This window comes from Polymorphospora sp. NPDC050346 (assembly GCF_040655695.1).
In the GTDB taxonomy this organism is placed as follows: Bacteria; Actinomycetota; Actinomycetes; order Mycobacteriales; family Micromonosporaceae; genus Polymorphospora; species Polymorphospora lycopeni.
Window position 1 is genome coordinate 36044 of sequence record NZ_JBFAKM010000045.1, and the last position, 16357, is coordinate 52400.

Sequence of the window (16357 nt, forward strand, 5' to 3'; positions counted from 1 at the left end):
GACCAGGAGGGAAGCTGATCATGGACAGCGCAACCAAGAGCCCTCCGCGGCAGAAAACCCCCAGAGATGCCCGGAGTGCCGGGCGGGCCGTTGCCCGTCCCAGGGCGTCGCTGCGGATCCGGATGGTCTTCTTCGGGCCGCTCCTCGTTCTGATGGTGGGCCTGCTCGCCTTTCCGATCCTGTTCGCCCTGTATGCGAGCTTCGCCGACGTCGACAACCTGTTCTCGCTCGAGTTCGCCGGCCTGACGAACTACGAGTCGCTTCTGGCGCGCCCGGAGACCCTCTCCGGTCCGCTGGTCAACACACTGCGCTTCACCCTCGGCTCCGTGGTTCTGGCACTGGCGCTCGGCTTCGGCGCCGCCCTTCTGCTGAACGGGCGGCTGGCTGGACGTCGGGTGATGCGCAGCGCGTTCATGTTCCCGTGGGTGATTCCGACGGTCGTCACGGCACTGCTGTGGCGATGGATCATGGACTCCAACGCCGGTGCGTTCAACGGCCTGTTACTGCAGCTGCGAATCATCGACCAGCCGGTCAGCTGGTTGGGTGAACCTCAGCTGGCGCCGTGGATCATCATCCTCGCCCAGGTCTGGCGCGGTTTTCCGTTCATCATGGTGATGCTGCTCGCGGCGATGCAGACCATCCCCGCAGAGTTGCACGAGGCGGCGGCCGTCGATGGTGCCGGACCGCTGCGACGTCTGGTGTCGATCACCTGGCCGGGCGTACGACCGATCTTCATCCTCGTCGGCACGCTGGAGGGCCTGTACGCGTTCCGCGAGTTCGCGATGATCGACGTGGTCACCGGCGGCGGCCCCGCCGGCGCGACCGAGGTTCTGGCCACCCAGGTGTACCGGCTGTTCTTCCAGTATCACCGGTTCGGCGATGCGATGGCGCTCGCGGCGCTCATGTTCGTGCTGGCGTTGATCGCCACCCTGTTTCTCATGCGCATGGCAGCGCGAGGCGAGGAGGACTGATGATGGCGACCCGGTCCACGCGGCTGTACCACCTCTCCCGTCTGACGGGCACCGCGATCAGGTACACACTCGTCGCGTGCTTCCTGCTGTTCGCGCTCCTGCCCTTCTTCTGGATGCTGTCCACGGCGTTGAAGCCGGCCACCCAGATCTACACCAGCCCGGTGACCTGGTGGCCGTCGAGCCCCACACTGGAGAACTTCGTCGCCGTCGTCACCCGCGCCGACTTCACCGTCATCATGGGGAACACCCTGCTGGTCGCCGGCGTATCGGCAACGGTGAGCACCACCGTGGCGCTGCTCGCCGCGTACGGGTTGTCACGTCTGGCCAGCCGATGGGGTGAGCTCCTCGTCCTGCTCCTGCTGTTCGCGCAGATGATCCCGACGATCCTCTTCGTCATCCCGTACTTCCTCGTCTTCCGGACGCTGGGCCTGCTCGACACCCTGCTGGTGCTGATCGTCACCCACGTCTCGCTCACCATGCCGATCGCCACCTGGCTGTTGCGGCGATTCATCGCCAAGGTGCCCCGCGAACTCGACGAGGCGGCGCTCATCGACGGGTGCGGCCAAGTGGGCGCCCTTTTCCGGGTGGTAGCCCCGTCCGCGCGGGCGGGCATCGGCGCGGTCTTCTTCTACGCCTTCCTTGGCTCCTGGCACGAATACCTCTTCGCCCTGTCGTTGACCAGCTCACCGGAGAACCGGGTGGTGACGCTGGGAATCACCTCGCTGGTGGGGCAGTACCAGGTGTCCTGGGGCGAACTGATGGCACTGGGCATCCTTACCACCCTGCCGCTCATCGCCCTGTTCCTGCTCGTGGAGCGGAACCTGGTCGAAGGCCTCGCCGGTGGAGTCAAGGGCTGAGCAGACCGCTCCGACAGGGCGGTCCGCAACGACAACCGAAAGGAAAGTGGCAGCAGTGGGAATGTTGGATGGCCGGGTGGCGATCGTGACCGGTGGCGCCCGTGGACTCGGCGAGGGAATCGCCCGGCGCTTCGCCGCCGAGGGCGCCTCGGTCGTCATCGCGGACCGCACACCGGCCGAGCCGTTACTGGCGCAGCTCGCGCCGACCCAGTTCGGTCACCTGACGGCGACCGTGGACGTGCGGTCGCCCCGCGAGGTCGACAACCTCGTCGCCGACACGGTCGCACGGTACGGCCGCCTGGACGTCGTAGTTAACAACGCCGGCGTGATGGACTCGGGCGCCGAGGTCGCCGACCTGACCGACGAGGAGTACGACTTCGTGCTCGACGTCAATGTGCGGGGCGTGTTCAACGGCTGCCGGGCCGCGGCCCGGGTGTTCCGGGAACAGGACCGGGGGCGGATCATCAACGTCGCCTCCTACATCGGAAAGAAGGCGATCGGCGGTCACGCCCTGTACTCCGCGTCCAAGGCTGCGGTCATCTCACTGACCCAGGCCCTCGCCCTGGAGTTGGGTAAACACGGAACGACCGTCAACAGCATCTGCCCGGGCACCATGTACACCCCGATGTGGGTGGAGAAACTCCCGACCTTCGTCGGTGAGGCGAATCCGGATGTGGAGAAGTACCGGCGCGAGCACGCGGCGGCCAACATCCCGGTCGGTCGGATGGGCACCGGACAGGACGTGGGAGCGATGGCGGCCTGGCTGGCCAGCGACGACGCCGTTTTCGTGACCGGAGCGGCACTCAACCTCACCGGCGGCGAGGCGGTGTTCTTCTGAGCGGCGAGCCGCCGGCCGGAGCCGGCATCAGGGCCGTCACCGCACCTGAGGACGTGCTCGGCGAGTCCCCGGTCTGGCTCGGCGACCGCGACGGCCTGATCTGGGTTGACAGTCTGCGGGGCCGGATACGGTACCTCGCGGGTGGGGAACTCGATCTGGGGGAGAAGATCGGCTCGGTTGCGCCTCTGGCTGGCGGTGGCCTCATCGCGGCGCTGGAACACCGGGTGGTGGCGCTCCAAGGCGACCGTGCGGTGCGCGAAATCTGCCGGTTGCGTCTGCCGACGACGCACCGGCTCAACGACGGTGCGGTCGACCCGTACGGCAGGTTCGTGTTCGGAAGCATGAACGAGGAGCGCGACGCGCCCAGTGCCGCGCTCTACCGGCTGGGCTTCGGCGGTGTCGAGGTGCTGCGCGACGGACTGACCCTCAGTAACGGCATCGACTGGTCGCCGGACGCAACGACCATCTACTTCACCGACTCGACGGCGAAACGTATCTTCGCCGCCGAGTACCCGGCCGATGGTGGGTTGCGCAACGAGCGGGTCTTCGCTGAGTGGTCGGGCCCGGGCATGCCCGACGGGCTCGCGGTCGACGCCGCCGGCCACGTCTGGTCGGCCATCTGGGACGGCTCGTGCCTGGTCAGGTTCGCCCCCGACGGTGATCTCGTCGGTCAGGTCGACCTACCGGTGCCCCGGCCCACCAGCCTGGCGTTCGGGGGAGCGGGGCTGCGTGCCGTGTACGTGACCTCGGCCAGAGTGGGGCTCAGCCGTCCAGCACTGGACCGGTGGCCGTACTCCGGCGCGCTCCTGGTCGGCACGGTCGATGCCGGCGGACTCGCCTCCCGTCGGGTGCGCGAGTTGCCCGAGAAACCGTCGACTTTAGACGGTGCGGTGAACCAGGATGGATGAGGGAGGACCAGTGAAGGCACTGACCGCCAAGGTTGCGGTGGTGACTGGAGCCAGGCAAGGGCTCGGCGAGGCCACGGCGCGTCGCCTGGCCGACGACGGGGCAACCGTGGTCGTGGCGGATCTGCAGGACCCGGGTGCGCTGGCCGCGGAGCTGGAGCAACGGACCGGCCGCCGGCATGCGGGTGTGGTCCTCGATGTCACGGACGGCCGGCTGCTCCGTGCGGCGCTCGACGACGTGGTGGCGAGGTTCGGTTCACTCGATGTCCTGGTCAACAACGCCGGGGTGAGCCAGCCGCAGCTTCCGCTGATCGAGACGACCGACGAGACCTACGAGCACGTGATGGCGGTGAACGCACGTGGTGTGTTCAACGGCATCCGTGCCGGCGGGGCGATCATGGCCGAGTCCGGCGGCGGCCGGATCATCAACATCGCCTCCTATCTCGGCAAGCGGGGCCTGGCGACCTTCGGCGTCTACAGCGCGAGCAAGGGTGCCGTCATCTCCCTGACCCAGGCCGCCGCGGAGGAACTCGGGCCGTACGGGGTTACCGTCAACGCGGTGTGCCCTGGCACCATGGTCACGCAGCTCATGCTCGACACCCTGCCAGCGACGACGGGTGAGGAGAACCCGGACGCGGAGGCCTGGATGCGTGCGTACGCGGGCGACCGGATCCCGGTTCGTCGCATGGGCCGGCCGGCGGACGTCGCGGGGCTGGTGTCCTGGCTGGCAAGCGATGACAGCTCCTACATGACGGGGGCAGCGCTGAACCTCAGTGGAGGCGAGGCGTTGTACTTTTAGGTGTCCCATGGTGTCGAACCGGGAAGGAACCCAGATGAGCGGCGGAAGCCGTCGACGTGTCACGCAACGTGACGTGGCGCGGGCCGTCGGCGTGACCTCGGCGACGGTTTCGTATGCCCTCAATGGTCAGCCGGGTGTCAGTGACGAGTTGCGGGAGCGCATCGCAAAGGTCGCGGACGAGATGGGTTTCCGCCCCAGCCGGCTGGCTGTCGGCCTGCGGCTCGGACACACGGACACGATCGGCCTGCTCGTGCCGGACGTGGCGAACCCGTTCTATCCGGAACTCGCGTCAGGCGTCATCGAGGCGGCGGCGGCCGAAGGGCTCCAGGTCTTCGTCTCGCAGGTGGGGCTCGACGGTCGTGATCAACTCCGCGTGATCACCGCGCTGGTCGACAGCCACTGCGAAGGGCTCCTGCTCACCGCGGTTCTGCCGGAGGACGCCTCCATGCTCAAGGAACTGCAGACGCGTCGCATCCCATTTGGCCTGATCAACCGCAGGATCGAGGACTTACCCGCCGACTGGGTCGGCATCGACGACTTCGCCGCTGCCAAGGAACTCGTCGCACAGGTGGTGGAGAGCCGCCGCAGCGTCGCCATCTTCGGCGGCCCCGAGCGGTCGTCGGTGAGCGCGGGCCGGACCGCCGGAGCCCTGGCCGCGCTGCGGGAGGCGGGTCTGGAGCCGTTGCCGGACGGCCGGGCCGGCGCGCTGACACGCGATAGCGGCGCCGAGCGGGCGCGTGCCCTGTTCGATTCGCGGGACCGGGTCGACCTCGTGGTCTGCGGCAACGACGTCATCGCGCTAGGCGTCATGGACGTGTGCTACGAGCGCGGGCTGTCCGTGCCCCAGGATGTCGCTATCACCGGCTTCGACGACATGAGCTTTGCCAGCGCCGGACCGCTGCGTCTGACCTCCGTCGAGGTGCCTCGACAGGAGATGGGGCGTCGCGCCGTTCAGACCCTGCGCAGGCGGATCGCCGGCTTCGACGGCGAAGCGCAGGTTGTCGAACTGCCCTATCGCATTCGCCGTCGAAGCACCGCTTGAGTCAAGCCCGCCGTTGGCGATCCGGCTGGCGTCTATTCAGGGATCCGGCCGGTCCGGGCGAGTTCCGCGAACCACAACGCACTGTCCTTCTTCGTCCGGACGAGCGTGTCGTAGTCGACGTGTACGATCCCGAAGCGCTTGGCATAGCCGTACGCCCACTCATAGTTGTCGAGCAGTGACCACACGAAGTAGCCGCGTACGTCCACGCCAGTCTCGATAAGGCGGTGCACGGCCGTGAGATGCCGTCGCAGGTAGTCGACCCGCTCCGCGTCGTGTACCCGGCCCGCCGCGACTGTGTCTTCGAAGGCGGCACCGTTCTCGGTGATCATCAACGGCAGCTCCGGGTAGGCCCGCGCGATCGAGCCGACCAGTTCCATCAGGCCAGCGGGTTCGATGTTCCACCCCATCGCGGTATGCGGGCCCGGCTGCGGAAGGAACTCGACGTCCTCGGCGCCCGGCCAGGGATTCCCAGCCAGGATCGCGTTGCCGCTAACCGCCCGCTCACCGGATGCGGAGTCCCACATCTGCACCAGCTTGGTCGAGTAGTAGTTGATCCCGAGCACGTCGAGCGGTTGCCGGATCGTATCGAGGTCACCGTCCCGGACGAACGACCAGTCGGTGATCTTCGCCGTGTCAGTGAAGAGATCCTCGGGGTAAGCGCCGCTGAGCATCGGTCCGGTCCAGATCCGGTTGCCCACGGCATCGATCCGCCGTACGGCCTCGGCACCGGTGGGGCCGGCCGGACGCAGTGCGTGCAGGTTCAAAGTGACCGAGAAGTCCGGATCGTTGCGCACGACGCCGCGCAGCGCCTGGATGGCGAGCCCGTGGGCGAGGTTCAGATGGTGCGCGGCGGCCAGCACGTCCGCCGGATCCTGCCGGCCTGGGGCGTGCACGCCCGACCCGTACCCGAGGTGGGCGGTGCACCACGGCTCGTTGAGAGTCGTCCAGGTCTGGACCCGGTCGCCGTAGCGTTCGCCCATCCGGCGGGCGTATTCGCCGAACGCCTCGGCGGTGTCCCGGGCCGGCCAACCGCCGTTGTCCTCGAGCGCCTGGGGCAGATCCCAGTGGTAGAGGGTCACCGTTGGGGTGATTCCGCGCTCGAGCAGCCCGTCGATCACCCGGTCGTAGAAGTCGAGGCCGGCGCTGTTCATCTGCCCGGTGCCCGCCGGGATGACCCGGGACCAAGAGATGGAGAAGCGGTACGACTGCAGGTGCAGCGACTTCATCAGGTCGAGGTCTTCGTCGAGCCGGTGGTAGTGGTCGCAGGCCACGTCGCCGGTGTCGCCGTTGACCACCTTGCCCGGGATGCGGCTGAAGGTGTCCCAGATCGAGGGGGCGCGTCCGTCCTCGTGTGCCGCGCCCTCGATCTGGTACGCGGCCGTCGCCGAGCCGAACACGAACCCCGGCGGAAACTCAAGACCGCTGTCGCGGAAGTCGGGTGAACCCTGCATGACTGTCACGCCTCCTCGATCTTGAAGATCCGCCGGGCGTTCTCGGCGAAGAGCTTCCGCTTGTCGTCTTCGCTGATCGCTGCGTTGGCGACGAGCGGGATGTCGAGTGTTGTCTCGTAGTACGGGTTACTGCTGGCCCAGAGCACCCGGTCCGCGCCGAGGCGCTCGACCGCGTGTTCGATCGGGTAGAGCTGGGTGTGCGAGACGGCCGTGTCGAAGACGATGTTGGGGTGCCGCTCGCCCAGGTCGAGGCTGGCCGCCTCGTGCGTGGTGTCCATGAAGGGGTGCGCGTTGAGGAACGTCACGGTCGGGAAGGCGTCGGCCAGCCGGCCGAGCTGGAACGGTGCCTCCAGGACCGAGTGCTGCGCCGTGTGCACCTGGGCGACGGCGTCCGGGTATCGGGCGAGCCGCTCGACGATGGCGAACATGGACGGATGGTCGAGGGGGAGTCCGTTGAAGTCGTTGTGGAACATCAGACCCGAGAGGCCAAGGTCGGTCATGACCCGGTCGACCTCGTCCAGGGCGGCGGCGCCGTGACGGGGCTCCACCACCCCGAGCCCGCGCACCAGGTGGTCCGGGTGCTCCCGCAGGGCCGCGGCGATACCGTCGTTCTGCGCGCGTGAGTCGGCGACCCCGTTTGGATCCTCGTATCCCGGTATCGGCGAGATGACCGACTGGTCGATGCCGTTGAGCCGCATCTTTCGGATGATCTCGTCGGTCGAGCCCGCCACGGACAGGACCGAGCTGATTCCCAGGTGGACGTGTACGTCGATCTTGTAGAAGTTCGCCACTTTCTCGTCTCCCTCGTAACGAGTCTGACTCGTCACCGTAAACCAACTGTCCCGGCGCCGAAGTCGCAGGACTTATTCGATTAATGTAGCATGGTGGCCGTTGGCTGAGGGCCGACCTGGCCCGGTCCGGGCCACCCGTCCCAGCGCCCCGCACGGTCGCGTCCGGGCAGCCGACCCGAACTCGTTCCGACGCATCCAAGGGATGCCCGCCCCTGTCGGCGGCTACAAGAAGGGTGAACACAGATGCCGGTGTCGACACGAACGGATCCACTGACCGGCGAACCGCTGGCCTACCAGGGTGAGCAGCCGTTCGGGAAGGCGGACGACCTGGTCATCGCCGGCGTACTCGGCGGCGACTGCGACGAACGGTTGTGGGTGCCGCAGTCGGACGACGTCTCGTTCCGGCCGCTGCTGTTCTCGGTCAGTCACGGGTACTTCGTGAACGTCCTGCGCGTGCGAAAGACGGGCATCCTGTCCCGCCACCGCCACGCGGGTCCGGTGCACGCCGTCACCCTCAAGGGACGCTGGCACTATCTGGAGCACGACTGGTGGGCGGAGGAGGGCGGCTACAGCTTCGAGCCGCCAGGCGACATCCACACCCTCGAGGTACCCGACGACGTCGAGGAGATGAGGACCCTCTTCCACGTCTCAGGCGCCTACATCTACGTGGATCCGAACGGCGTGCCGCAGGGGGTAGAGGACGTTTTCACCAAGCTCGAGAACGCCCGCCGCCACTACGCCAGCAACGGCATCGGGCTCGACTACCTCGACTCACTGGTCCGCTGACATGCCCGACAACGGCATGCGGGCACTGGTCAAGCGAAGTCGCAGCCCGCGCGACGTGGCAGTGATCGACTGGCGCCGGCCGGTGCCGTCTGCGGGCGAGGTCCTCGTCCGCACCGATGCCGTAGGACTCTGCGGCAGTGACGTCCACGCCTGGAATCAGGACATCGGTTACGAGTGGGTCGCACGCTCGGTGGTGCTCGGGCACGAGGCGGTCGGCGTCGTCACCGAAGTCGGCAGTGACGTGGACCCCGGATGGATCGGCCAGCGGGTCGTGCCAATCTCGATCGACGGCTGCGGCGAGTGCGACGTATGCGCCACCGGCCGCCGGCACATCTGCCCACGTCGACAAGTCCTGGGACTCTCGTTCCACGGCGCGGCGGCCGACTGCTTCACCGTCGCCGCACAACGCCTCGTCGTCGTCCCCGACGACCTGCCCGTCCAGGCCCTCGTCCTTACCGAGCCGCTCGCCATCGCCATGCACGCCGTCAGCAAGCTGCAGGACGCCGCGCAGGGGCGGGCCAGCGAGATCGTCGTCACCGGGCCGGGGCCGATCGGGCTCATGGCGGCGCTACTCCTGGACAGCTTCGGTCACCGGGTGACCCTCGTCGGCATCGCTCGTGATCAACCGGTCCGTCTCGCCGCCGCCGCCAAGCTCGGCCTTCAGACATCCCAAGGCGAGGACCTACCGCTCGCCCCCGACATGTGGTTGGAGGCCTCTGGATCCGGCGAGGCGCTCGACCGCGCGGTGCGCCAGACCGCGATCGGAGGCGCCGTCGTGGTGCCGGCGGTGTTCGCACGGATCCCCACGGTGGACATCAACGTGGTGACCCGGCACGAGCTGCACCTGCTGGGCAGTTACGGAGCCAGCCGGGAGGACTACGAACGGGCGGCGGTGATTCTCCAGCGGGATCCGGGCCGATGGGACGGCCTCACGACCTCGTTCCCCCTCGATCAGGGAGTCGACGCGCTCCGCGCCGTCGAACAAGGGTCTGTCGTCAAGGCAATCCTCCTGCCCTGACCGAGGACCTCAGTCGCCTGCCAACCAAGTGGAGACGGAACACGATGAAGGCCATCGAGATCATTCGTTACGGAGAACCCGAGGTGCTGCACTGGAGGGAGGTGCCCGACCCGACGCCCGCACCCGGGGAGGTGGTGATCGAGATCGCCGCGACGGCGGTCAACCGAGCCGACATCCTGCAACGGCAGGGAAGGTACGACCCCCCACCCGGCGCACCGGTATACCCCGGGCTCGAGTGCTCGGGGCGAATCGTTGCGCTAGGGGAGGAGGTGTCTGACTGGGCGATCGGCGACGAGGTGTGCGCGCTGCTGGCGGGCGGCGGATACGCCGAGTACGTCGCTGTCCCGGCCAGCCAACTACTACCGATCCCCACCGGCGTCGACCTCTACACCGCGGCCGGACTACCCGAGGTCTCCTGCACCGTGGAGTCCAACCTGTTCCAGGTCGCGGGACTGCGCTCCGGAGACACACTGCTCGTGCACGGCGGTGCCTCCGGCATCGGTACCTTCGCGATCCAACGCGCCACGGCCGAGGGCATCCGGGTGCTGGTCACCGCCGGTAGCCCGAGGAAGCTCGCCAGATGCCGGGAACTGGGTGCCGACGTCGCGATCTCGTACCACACCGAGGACTTTGTCGCGCGGGTGCGGGAGCAAACCGGCGACCGTGGCGTCGACGTAGTGCTCGATATGGTCGGCGGCGCCTACCTTAGCCGCAACGTCGAGGTCCTGGCCCTCGGCGGCCGCCTGGTCGTGATCGGCCTGCAGGGGGGCGACCGAGCCGAACTCGACCTTGGCCAGCTTCAACGCAAGCGAGCCAGCGTGACGGCCACCACCCTGCGGGCGCGACCAATCGCGGAGAAGGCCGAAATCGTCCAAGCGGTACGGAAACGCGTCTGGCCGCTGATCGAGAACGGGCAGATCCGCCCACAAACCGACCGGACCCTGCCGATAACCCAGGTGACGGAGGCACACCGGATCCTCGAGGCGAGCGGCCACATCGGCAAGATCATCCTGACCGTACGGTCGCAGTAGCACCCGCATGCGACCGGACCACTGGCCGCTGATTGGCCTGGCATTGCCGTCGGCGATCGACAGCCCATCAGGCCGCCTGCCGGCGACCACCAGTCTCATCGTCGTGCGACAACGCCATGGCTGAGTCGTCTTTCGCCGCCCTCAAACGCGGCCTCGGCGGCAACCACCGCCGATGGCGCACCGAAGCCGACGCCCGACCGACGTGTCCAGGTGATCGCCCTCTACAACCACTGCCGCTGCCACCCGCGCTCGGCTACCTCGCCCCGCCGACAACGAACAGGCACTCAAACCCACTACCTCGCAACAGATGGCGGCATATGCCGGTGTCCACATCCCAGGAGGCCCTCATGTCGGAATTTACCCAGGTGTATATACTCGCCGGGTGAGCGCACCGGAGTACCCCGCACCGGTCCAACCGCTGGTGGTCCGCCCGCTCTGGTCGCTTGCCGGCCCAACCCTCGGAGCGCTACTCTCCGCCGGCCTGCTCACCGCTCCCATCGGACCGTGGGGAAGCACCATCCAGCGGGAGCTCGGGCTTTCCACCGCGACCATGGCAGTAACCCTGATCGCACCGTACGTGGCGGCAATGGCAGCAATGGGCGTACCCGGCTATCTGCTCGGCCGACGGTGGCCCACCGCGACCGGGGTTTCGGCGCTCCTGCTCCTGATAGTCGGAAGCCTGATGTGCTCTCTCGCGCCAGGTGCGGCGCCGATGGCGGTTGGACGGGTAGTCCTGGGGCTGGGGGCCGGAACCGTGATCGGCGTCCTCCTCGCCGTGTCCAGACAGCTGAACCGCTGGCGTTCTCAGGCTCAACTGGTGCTTGGCCTCACGCTCGGCGCCGCTCTCCTGCTTGGGCCTGTCGTGAGCGGCGTGGTGACGCGGACGATGACCTGGCGGATGGTGTTCCTGGTCGACCTACCGGTGGCCGGGCTCGCACTGGTTGTTACCGCAGCAAGCGGTATCGCCATGTGGGTCATGCGTGCATCCCAGCCGAGCCCGCAGCCCGCCCCCGCTGCAGTGCGGCCCAGCGGCACCCGCCTCGGCGGCCCAACGCGCTGAAATTGTCAATGCATCTGAACAACGGGCTCTGGCACGAAGTTCGTGATCGGACCGGCCCCGGTGCTCAGGTCTGGTCCGATGTGGATGACCACGTTCGCGGTGTGATGATCTCGGCCTGGACGGGCTGCTGCCTCATCTTGCGGTCCTGCGGATCAGGAGCGTACGTGCCGAGGGGCGGTCGGTCTGGCTGGATGCCGACGTCTCGGCTGGTGACGCGCGGTGTCCGGACTGCGGATCGAAGTCGGCGCGGGTGCACAGCCGGTACCGGCGGGTCCTGGCAGACCCGGCGATCGGTGGCCGGCAGACGCTGCTACGGGTACGTGTCCGGCGGTTCTTCTGCGACGACACCACCTGTCACCGGCGGACGTTCGCGGAGCAGGTGCCGGGTCTGACGACACCGTATGCCCGCCGTACTCCGCTGTTGCGCGGCATCCTGGAGAGGATCGCCCTGGCTCTGGGAGGCCGGCCGGGTGCGCGGATGACGCGCCTGCTGGCCGTCGAGGTGTCCCGCACGACCCTGTTGCGGCTGGTCCGGGCGTTGCCGGTGCCCGAGACCGGCACGGTGACGGTGGTCGGCGTCGACGACTTCGCGTTCCGCAAGGGACGCAACTACGGCAGCATCATCGTCGACATGCACACCGGCCGGCCCGTCGACCTGCTGCCCGACCGTCGCGCCGGCAGCTTCGCCGACTGGCTGCGTGCCCACCCGGGCGCTGAGGTGGTCTGCCGTGACCGGGCCAGCGGCTACGCCGAAGGCGCCAGGCTGGGCGCGCCGGACGCGATCGGGGTCGCCGACCGGTTCCACCTGCTCTACGTGCGCCGTGAGGCGCTGATTGATCGAGTGGGGGTGAGAGACCTTCGCCGCTGTCCTGTCGCAGCAGGGTGGTGAAGCTGGGGGCAGCCTGACCTGGGAGGTGCTGGGGAGGGTGGCAAGCGGCCCTGACAAAGCCGGGACGTGTCAGTACTGCCAGATGGTGCGGGTCCGGCGAGCGAGTTGGAGAGGTATACGTGAGGAACCGGTGTTTGAAGCCTCCTAAGGTGACATCAGCTCGAACCTGGTGGATGTGGGCTGGTTGCGGTGCGTGCCCGCCGATGTGTAGAGGGGCGGGCAACTTCCGGGTTGTGAGTGCCAAACGGTCCGGGAGGCCACGGTGAAGTGCTGCGGGGTAGCCGTGGAGATGCCGCGGGGGTATAGCCGGGTGCCTACTCCGACGATCGATCGATCAGTGAACACGGGAACCTTCCCGGTCTTGCCCGCCGTCCGGGTTGCCAGCCCGGTGGATGAGGCTGGGCGCACCGTCTGCCGATCAGGCCGGGAAGGGGCGGAGCCGTCGTAGTACTCCGAGCCGGGGAGAGCCCGGCACATGGGGAAGGACGGCAGCGAGATCGCAAGGGAGGGACTGCAATGTCCGAAGACACCGGGGTGGATACCCCGGTCACGTGGCCGTCGGTGCTCCGCGCCGAGGCTCGGGTACGGAAGATGCAGACCAAGCTGCACCGTTGGGCGGTTGCCGATCACGGCTTCCGGTTCGACGATGTGTTCAACTTCGTCTGCGACCCGGCCACCCTGGTGATGGCCTTCGATCGGGTCGCGGGCAACACCGGAGCCCGGACAGCAGGCGTTGACGGCGTTCGCGCCGCCGATGTCGAGGAGTCCGGGGTGACAGCGCACCTGGAGCAGATCCGTTCCGCGTTGAGGGCGGGGGCTTTCGAGCCGCTGCCGGTGCGGGAACGGATGATCCCCAAGATGGGCGGGAAGCTCCGCCGGCTGGGAATCCCGACGGTCACCGATCGGGTGGTGCAGGCCGCGCTGAAGCTGGTCCTGGAACCCATCTTCGAGGCGGACTTCCGTCCGTGCTCCTACGGGTTCCGGCCCAACCGGCGGGCGCACGACGCGATCGCTGAGATCCACCTGTTCGGCTCCCAGGGATATCGCTGGGTACTGGACGCGGACATCGAGGCGTGCTTCGACCGCATCGACCACACGGCCCTGATGGACCGGGTACGGGTGCGGGTGAAGGACAAGCGCGTGCTATCGCTGGTGAAAGCGTTCCTGAAGGCCGGGATCATGACCGAGCTCGGCGAGCGGAACGAGACCAACTCCGGAACACCGCAAGGAGGGATCCTCTCACCGCTGCTGGCGAACATCGCACTGTCAGTGCTCGACGACTTCGCCGTCGGACACTGGACGACGACGATGGCGACCCGGCAGGACCGCGAACGGCGACGGCGGCGGGGCCTGCCGACCTGGCGATTGGTCCGCTACGCGGACGACTTCGTCGTCATGGTCCACGGCACCCGTGAACACGTCGGAGACCTCCGCGATCAGGTGAGCGAGGTACTGGCCGGGATGGGCCTGAGGCTCTCCCCGGCCAAGACCCAGGTCGTTCACTTTGCGGACGGGTTCAACTTCCTCGGCTTCCGCATCGTCTGGATGCGGAAACGGGGAACGGACAAGTGGCACGTCTACACGTTCATCGCCGACAAGCCGGTCGCGTCGCTGAAACGGAAGATCAAGGCCCTGACCCCTCGGTTGTCGCATCTCGACTACAAGATCACGCTGATCCGGATCAACCAGATCCTGCGCGGCTGGGCCAACTACTTCAGACACGCGGTCGCCAAACACACCCTGGCTCGCCTGCACACCTTTGTCTGGTGGCGAGTGATTCGCTGGGTGATGCACCGGCACCGCATGACCTGGAGGGCCATCCAGCGATGGCTCCGGGATCCGCGAGGACACTGGAAGCCCATCCAACTGGAGGGAGTCAGACTGTTCAACCTCGGCAGCGTGTCGATCACTCGATACCGCTACCGAGGCAACAGCATCCCCAGCCCATGGCCGGACGCCCTGATCAGCCCTACCTCAACGGCATGATCTCGTGGAGAGCCCGGTGCGGTGAGAGTCGCACGCCGGGTTCGGCGGGCGGGCCGGGGAAACCCAAAGGGAGCAATCCCGTCAGGGCGCCCCGGCCCGACCCAACAACCTCACCCAGGCCGTCGACCGGGTCGTCCGCGCCCACCGCAGGTGCCTCAAGGACCGGTCCGAAGCCGAAGCCGTCGCGCAACCGCGCCCGCCAACCGATGGTGGGCAGGGCCGCCGCGCCGAGATGACCCGGCAACGGCACGCTGAGATCCACGCCCTGCGCGACCGCGGCGTCGGCACCACCGCGATCAGCGTGACGTTGAACCTCGACGGCAAGACGGTGCGCCGCTACCTGCGCGCGGCCACCGCCGACGAGCTGCTCACCGAGCTCGTCCCGCGAGCGCGTGAACTCGACGAACACGTCGCCTATCTCGCCGAGCGCTGGGAACAGGGCTGCACCAACGCGGCCCGGCTGACCACGGAACTGCGCGATCGCGGCTACCGGGGCAGCGAACGTTCCGTGCGCCGGCTGCTGCACACCTGGCGCGACTGCACGATCAAGCCGGCCGCCATGACGGCCATCTCGCCCAAGCCCCGGGAGGTGACCGGCTGGCTCATCCGGCCCGTCGCCGAACGCACCGAACCTGAACACGCCGACCTGGGCCGCATCCTGCAGCGATGTGAAAGCCTACGCACCGTCGATCGCCTGGTCAGCGACTTCGCCGGGATGCTGCGACAACGCCAGGGCCAGCACCTAGACACCTGGATCACCCAGGCCCAGGCCAGCGCAGTCCCGCAACTCGCCGGCTTCGCCGCTGGCCTACTCAAGGACTACGACGCTGTCCGCAACGGCCTCACCCTGCCCTGGAGCAGCGGCGCGGTCGAAGGCAACGTCTGCAAACTGAAAGCGATCAAAAGGCAGATGTACGGCCGAGCGAACTTCGACCTCCTCCGCCGCCGCGTCATCCTCGCCGAATAGCCGTCACGCCGAAGGAGCGATCACGAACTTCGTGCCAGAGCCACGAACAAGAGGCCGTTGACAGGGGTGACGGTTGACGGTCTTCTGCGGAATGAAGTTGCTCCGACGCGGCTGTCTGCTGTACTCCGGTCAAGGTGGTGTTCGTCGATATCCTGACCAGATGCGATCTTTCCGTGTGAGCCTCGGACCGCTGCTGCTATTTGCCCTCGTCGCCTGCTCGGGTCCTGACACGGCCGCGACCGCGCCTTCCTCGTCGCCGCCCGAGCCGCCCCGGCCCGGCCGGCTGATGCCGAGCGCCAACCCGTACACCGCTGACGGCCCCGCCATGACCACGGACTACGGCGCTCCCGGTACACCGCACGCGGAGATCATGTATAAGTTGCAGCAACAGGTGCTGAACCAGGCCGGCTCGCCGGCGCATACGTCCGTGACCTGCGACAAGAAGTTCTTGACCGGCAACGTGACGGCGAGGTGCACGGTGAAGTTCGACGACCTCGCGGTGCCGATGGACGTGACGGTGTCGATCGCCGACCAGTACATGACCTGGTCCGCCGTCGCCTCGGTCGGCGTGCTGTCCCGGTCGAACGTGGGTTTTCTGTGGAACAGCGAAGCAGCCAACAACAACGCCCGGCCGGGCACTGCGATGTGCGACGCCGCGATGCCCGACCAGGCGGTGTTCCCCTTCGGCGCGACGCCGTTCTACTGCTGGTACACCACAGAGTTGGGCACCGTGGTGGAAAAGCAGGTGTCGGTCGACCGGCGGGGCATCACCTTCGAGAATGCCTGACCATGAGGAGACTTCGCACGCCGCCGAGGGCGGAGTCGCTTCGCCGGGCGACGTCAGCCCATTGATGAATGCCCTTGCTTGTTCTTTAAGTGCGCCACGAGCGCGGAGGGTGAGGTCGATGTAGGGGATCTCATTTGACGCGGTGCTGTGCAGGAGATGAAGGTTTTGTGGCCCTTCGG

At 67.6% G+C, this 16357-nt stretch carries 16 protein-coding genes; 14 read left to right on the forward strand and 2 right to left on the reverse strand.

Annotation, left to right across the window (positions count from 1 at the left end):
- The first annotated feature begins 20 nt into the window (after nt 1–20).
- The 6 genes from AB0I42_RS32115 to AB0I42_RS32140 all read left to right on the forward strand — a co-directional run bounded on the left by AB0I42_RS32115 (nt 21) and on the right by AB0I42_RS32140 (nt 5412).
- Nucleotides 21–971: a sugar ABC transporter permease gene (locus AB0I42_RS32115; protein WP_357543321.1), complete on the forward strand. Its 951-nt coding sequence runs from the start codon at nt 21–23 to the stop codon at nt 969–971.
- Nucleotides 971–1828 (forward strand): carbohydrate ABC transporter permease, encoded by an 858-nt coding sequence (locus tag AB0I42_RS32120; protein ID WP_357543323.1) that lies wholly within the window; start codon nt 971–973, stop codon nt 1826–1828. The genes AB0I42_RS32115 and AB0I42_RS32120 overlap by 1 nt, the downstream gene beginning before the upstream one ends.
- Before the next feature lie 61 nt (nt 1829–1889).
- Nucleotides 1890–2666 carry an SDR family NAD(P)-dependent oxidoreductase gene (locus AB0I42_RS32125; RefSeq protein WP_357543352.1) on the forward strand — a complete coding sequence of 259 codons (777 nt, stop codon included), beginning with the start codon at nt 1890–1892 and terminating at the stop codon, nt 2664–2666.
- A 53-nt stretch (nt 2667–2719) separates the two neighbouring features.
- Nucleotides 2720–3574 (forward strand): SMP-30/gluconolactonase/LRE family protein, encoded by an 855-nt coding sequence (locus AB0I42_RS32130; protein ID WP_357543325.1) that lies wholly within the window; start codon nt 2720–2722, stop codon nt 3572–3574.
- Nucleotides 3575–3584: 10 nt separating this feature from the next.
- Complete coding sequence (locus AB0I42_RS32135; RefSeq protein ID WP_357543327.1) at nt 3585–4370, forward strand: SDR family NAD(P)-dependent oxidoreductase; 786 nt, start codon at nt 3585–3587, stop codon at nt 4368–4370.
- 34 nt (nt 4371–4404) lie between these two features.
- Nucleotides 4405–5412, forward strand: a complete 1008-nt coding sequence (locus AB0I42_RS32140; RefSeq protein WP_357543329.1) for a LacI family DNA-binding transcriptional regulator — start codon at nt 4405–4407, stop codon at nt 5410–5412.
- A gap of 32 nt (nt 5413–5444) precedes the next feature.
- Here AB0I42_RS32140 and AB0I42_RS32145 read toward each other — a convergent pair whose 3' ends face one another.
- On the reverse strand, nt 5445–6863 hold the full coding sequence (locus tag AB0I42_RS32145) for a GH1 family beta-glucosidase (protein WP_357543331.1): 1419 nt from the start codon (nt 6861–6863) through the stop codon (nt 5445–5447).
- Nucleotides 6864–6868: 5 nt separating this feature from the next.
- Nucleotides 6869–7654 (reverse strand): amidohydrolase family protein, encoded by a 786-nt coding sequence (locus tag AB0I42_RS32150; RefSeq protein ID WP_357543334.1) that lies wholly within the window; start codon nt 7652–7654, stop codon nt 6869–6871.
- 249 nt (nt 7655–7903) lie between these two features.
- Between AB0I42_RS32150 and AB0I42_RS32155 the strand changes: the two genes are divergently transcribed.
- The 8 genes from AB0I42_RS32155 to AB0I42_RS32190 all read left to right on the forward strand — a co-directional run bounded on the left by AB0I42_RS32155 (nt 7904) and on the right by AB0I42_RS32190 (nt 16178).
- Nucleotides 7904–8440, forward strand: a complete 537-nt coding sequence (locus tag AB0I42_RS32155) for a 2,4'-dihydroxyacetophenone dioxygenase family protein (RefSeq protein ID WP_357543336.1) — start codon at nt 7904–7906, stop codon at nt 8438–8440.
- Nucleotide 8441: 1 nt separating this feature from the next.
- The gene (locus AB0I42_RS32160) at nt 8442–9458 is read left to right on the forward strand and encodes an alcohol dehydrogenase catalytic domain-containing protein (RefSeq protein WP_357543338.1); all 1017 of its coding nucleotides are present in this window, start codon (nt 8442–8444) and stop codon (nt 9456–9458) included.
- A gap of 44 nt (nt 9459–9502) precedes the next feature.
- The gene (locus AB0I42_RS32165; protein ID WP_357543340.1) at nt 9503–10489 is read left to right on the forward strand and encodes an NAD(P)H-quinone oxidoreductase; all 987 of its coding nucleotides are present in this window, start codon (nt 9503–9505) and stop codon (nt 10487–10489) included.
- 382 nt (nt 10490–10871) lie between these two features.
- On the forward strand, nt 10872–11549 hold the full coding sequence (locus tag AB0I42_RS32170; protein WP_357543342.1) for an MFS transporter: 678 nt from the start codon (nt 10872–10874) through the stop codon (nt 11547–11549).
- A 187-nt stretch (nt 11550–11736) separates the two neighbouring features.
- Nucleotides 11737–12438: an ISL3 family transposase gene (locus AB0I42_RS32175; protein ID WP_357543354.1), complete on the forward strand. Its 702-nt coding sequence runs from the start codon at nt 11737–11739 to the stop codon at nt 12436–12438.
- Nucleotides 12439–12954: 516 nt separating this feature from the next.
- The gene (gene ltrA / locus AB0I42_RS32180; RefSeq protein WP_357543344.1) at nt 12955–14424 is read left to right on the forward strand and encodes a group II intron reverse transcriptase/maturase; all 1470 of its coding nucleotides are present in this window, start codon (nt 12955–12957) and stop codon (nt 14422–14424) included.
- A gap of 232 nt (nt 14425–14656) precedes the next feature.
- Nucleotides 14657–15391: a transposase gene (locus AB0I42_RS32185; RefSeq protein ID WP_357543346.1), complete on the forward strand. Its 735-nt coding sequence runs from the start codon at nt 14657–14659 to the stop codon at nt 15389–15391.
- Nucleotides 15392–15566: 175 nt separating this feature from the next.
- Nucleotides 15567–16178 carry a hypothetical protein gene (locus AB0I42_RS32190; RefSeq protein ID WP_357543348.1) on the forward strand — a complete coding sequence of 204 codons (612 nt, stop codon included), beginning with the start codon at nt 15567–15569 and terminating at the stop codon, nt 16176–16178.
- Nucleotides 16179–16357: the final 179 nt, after the last annotated feature.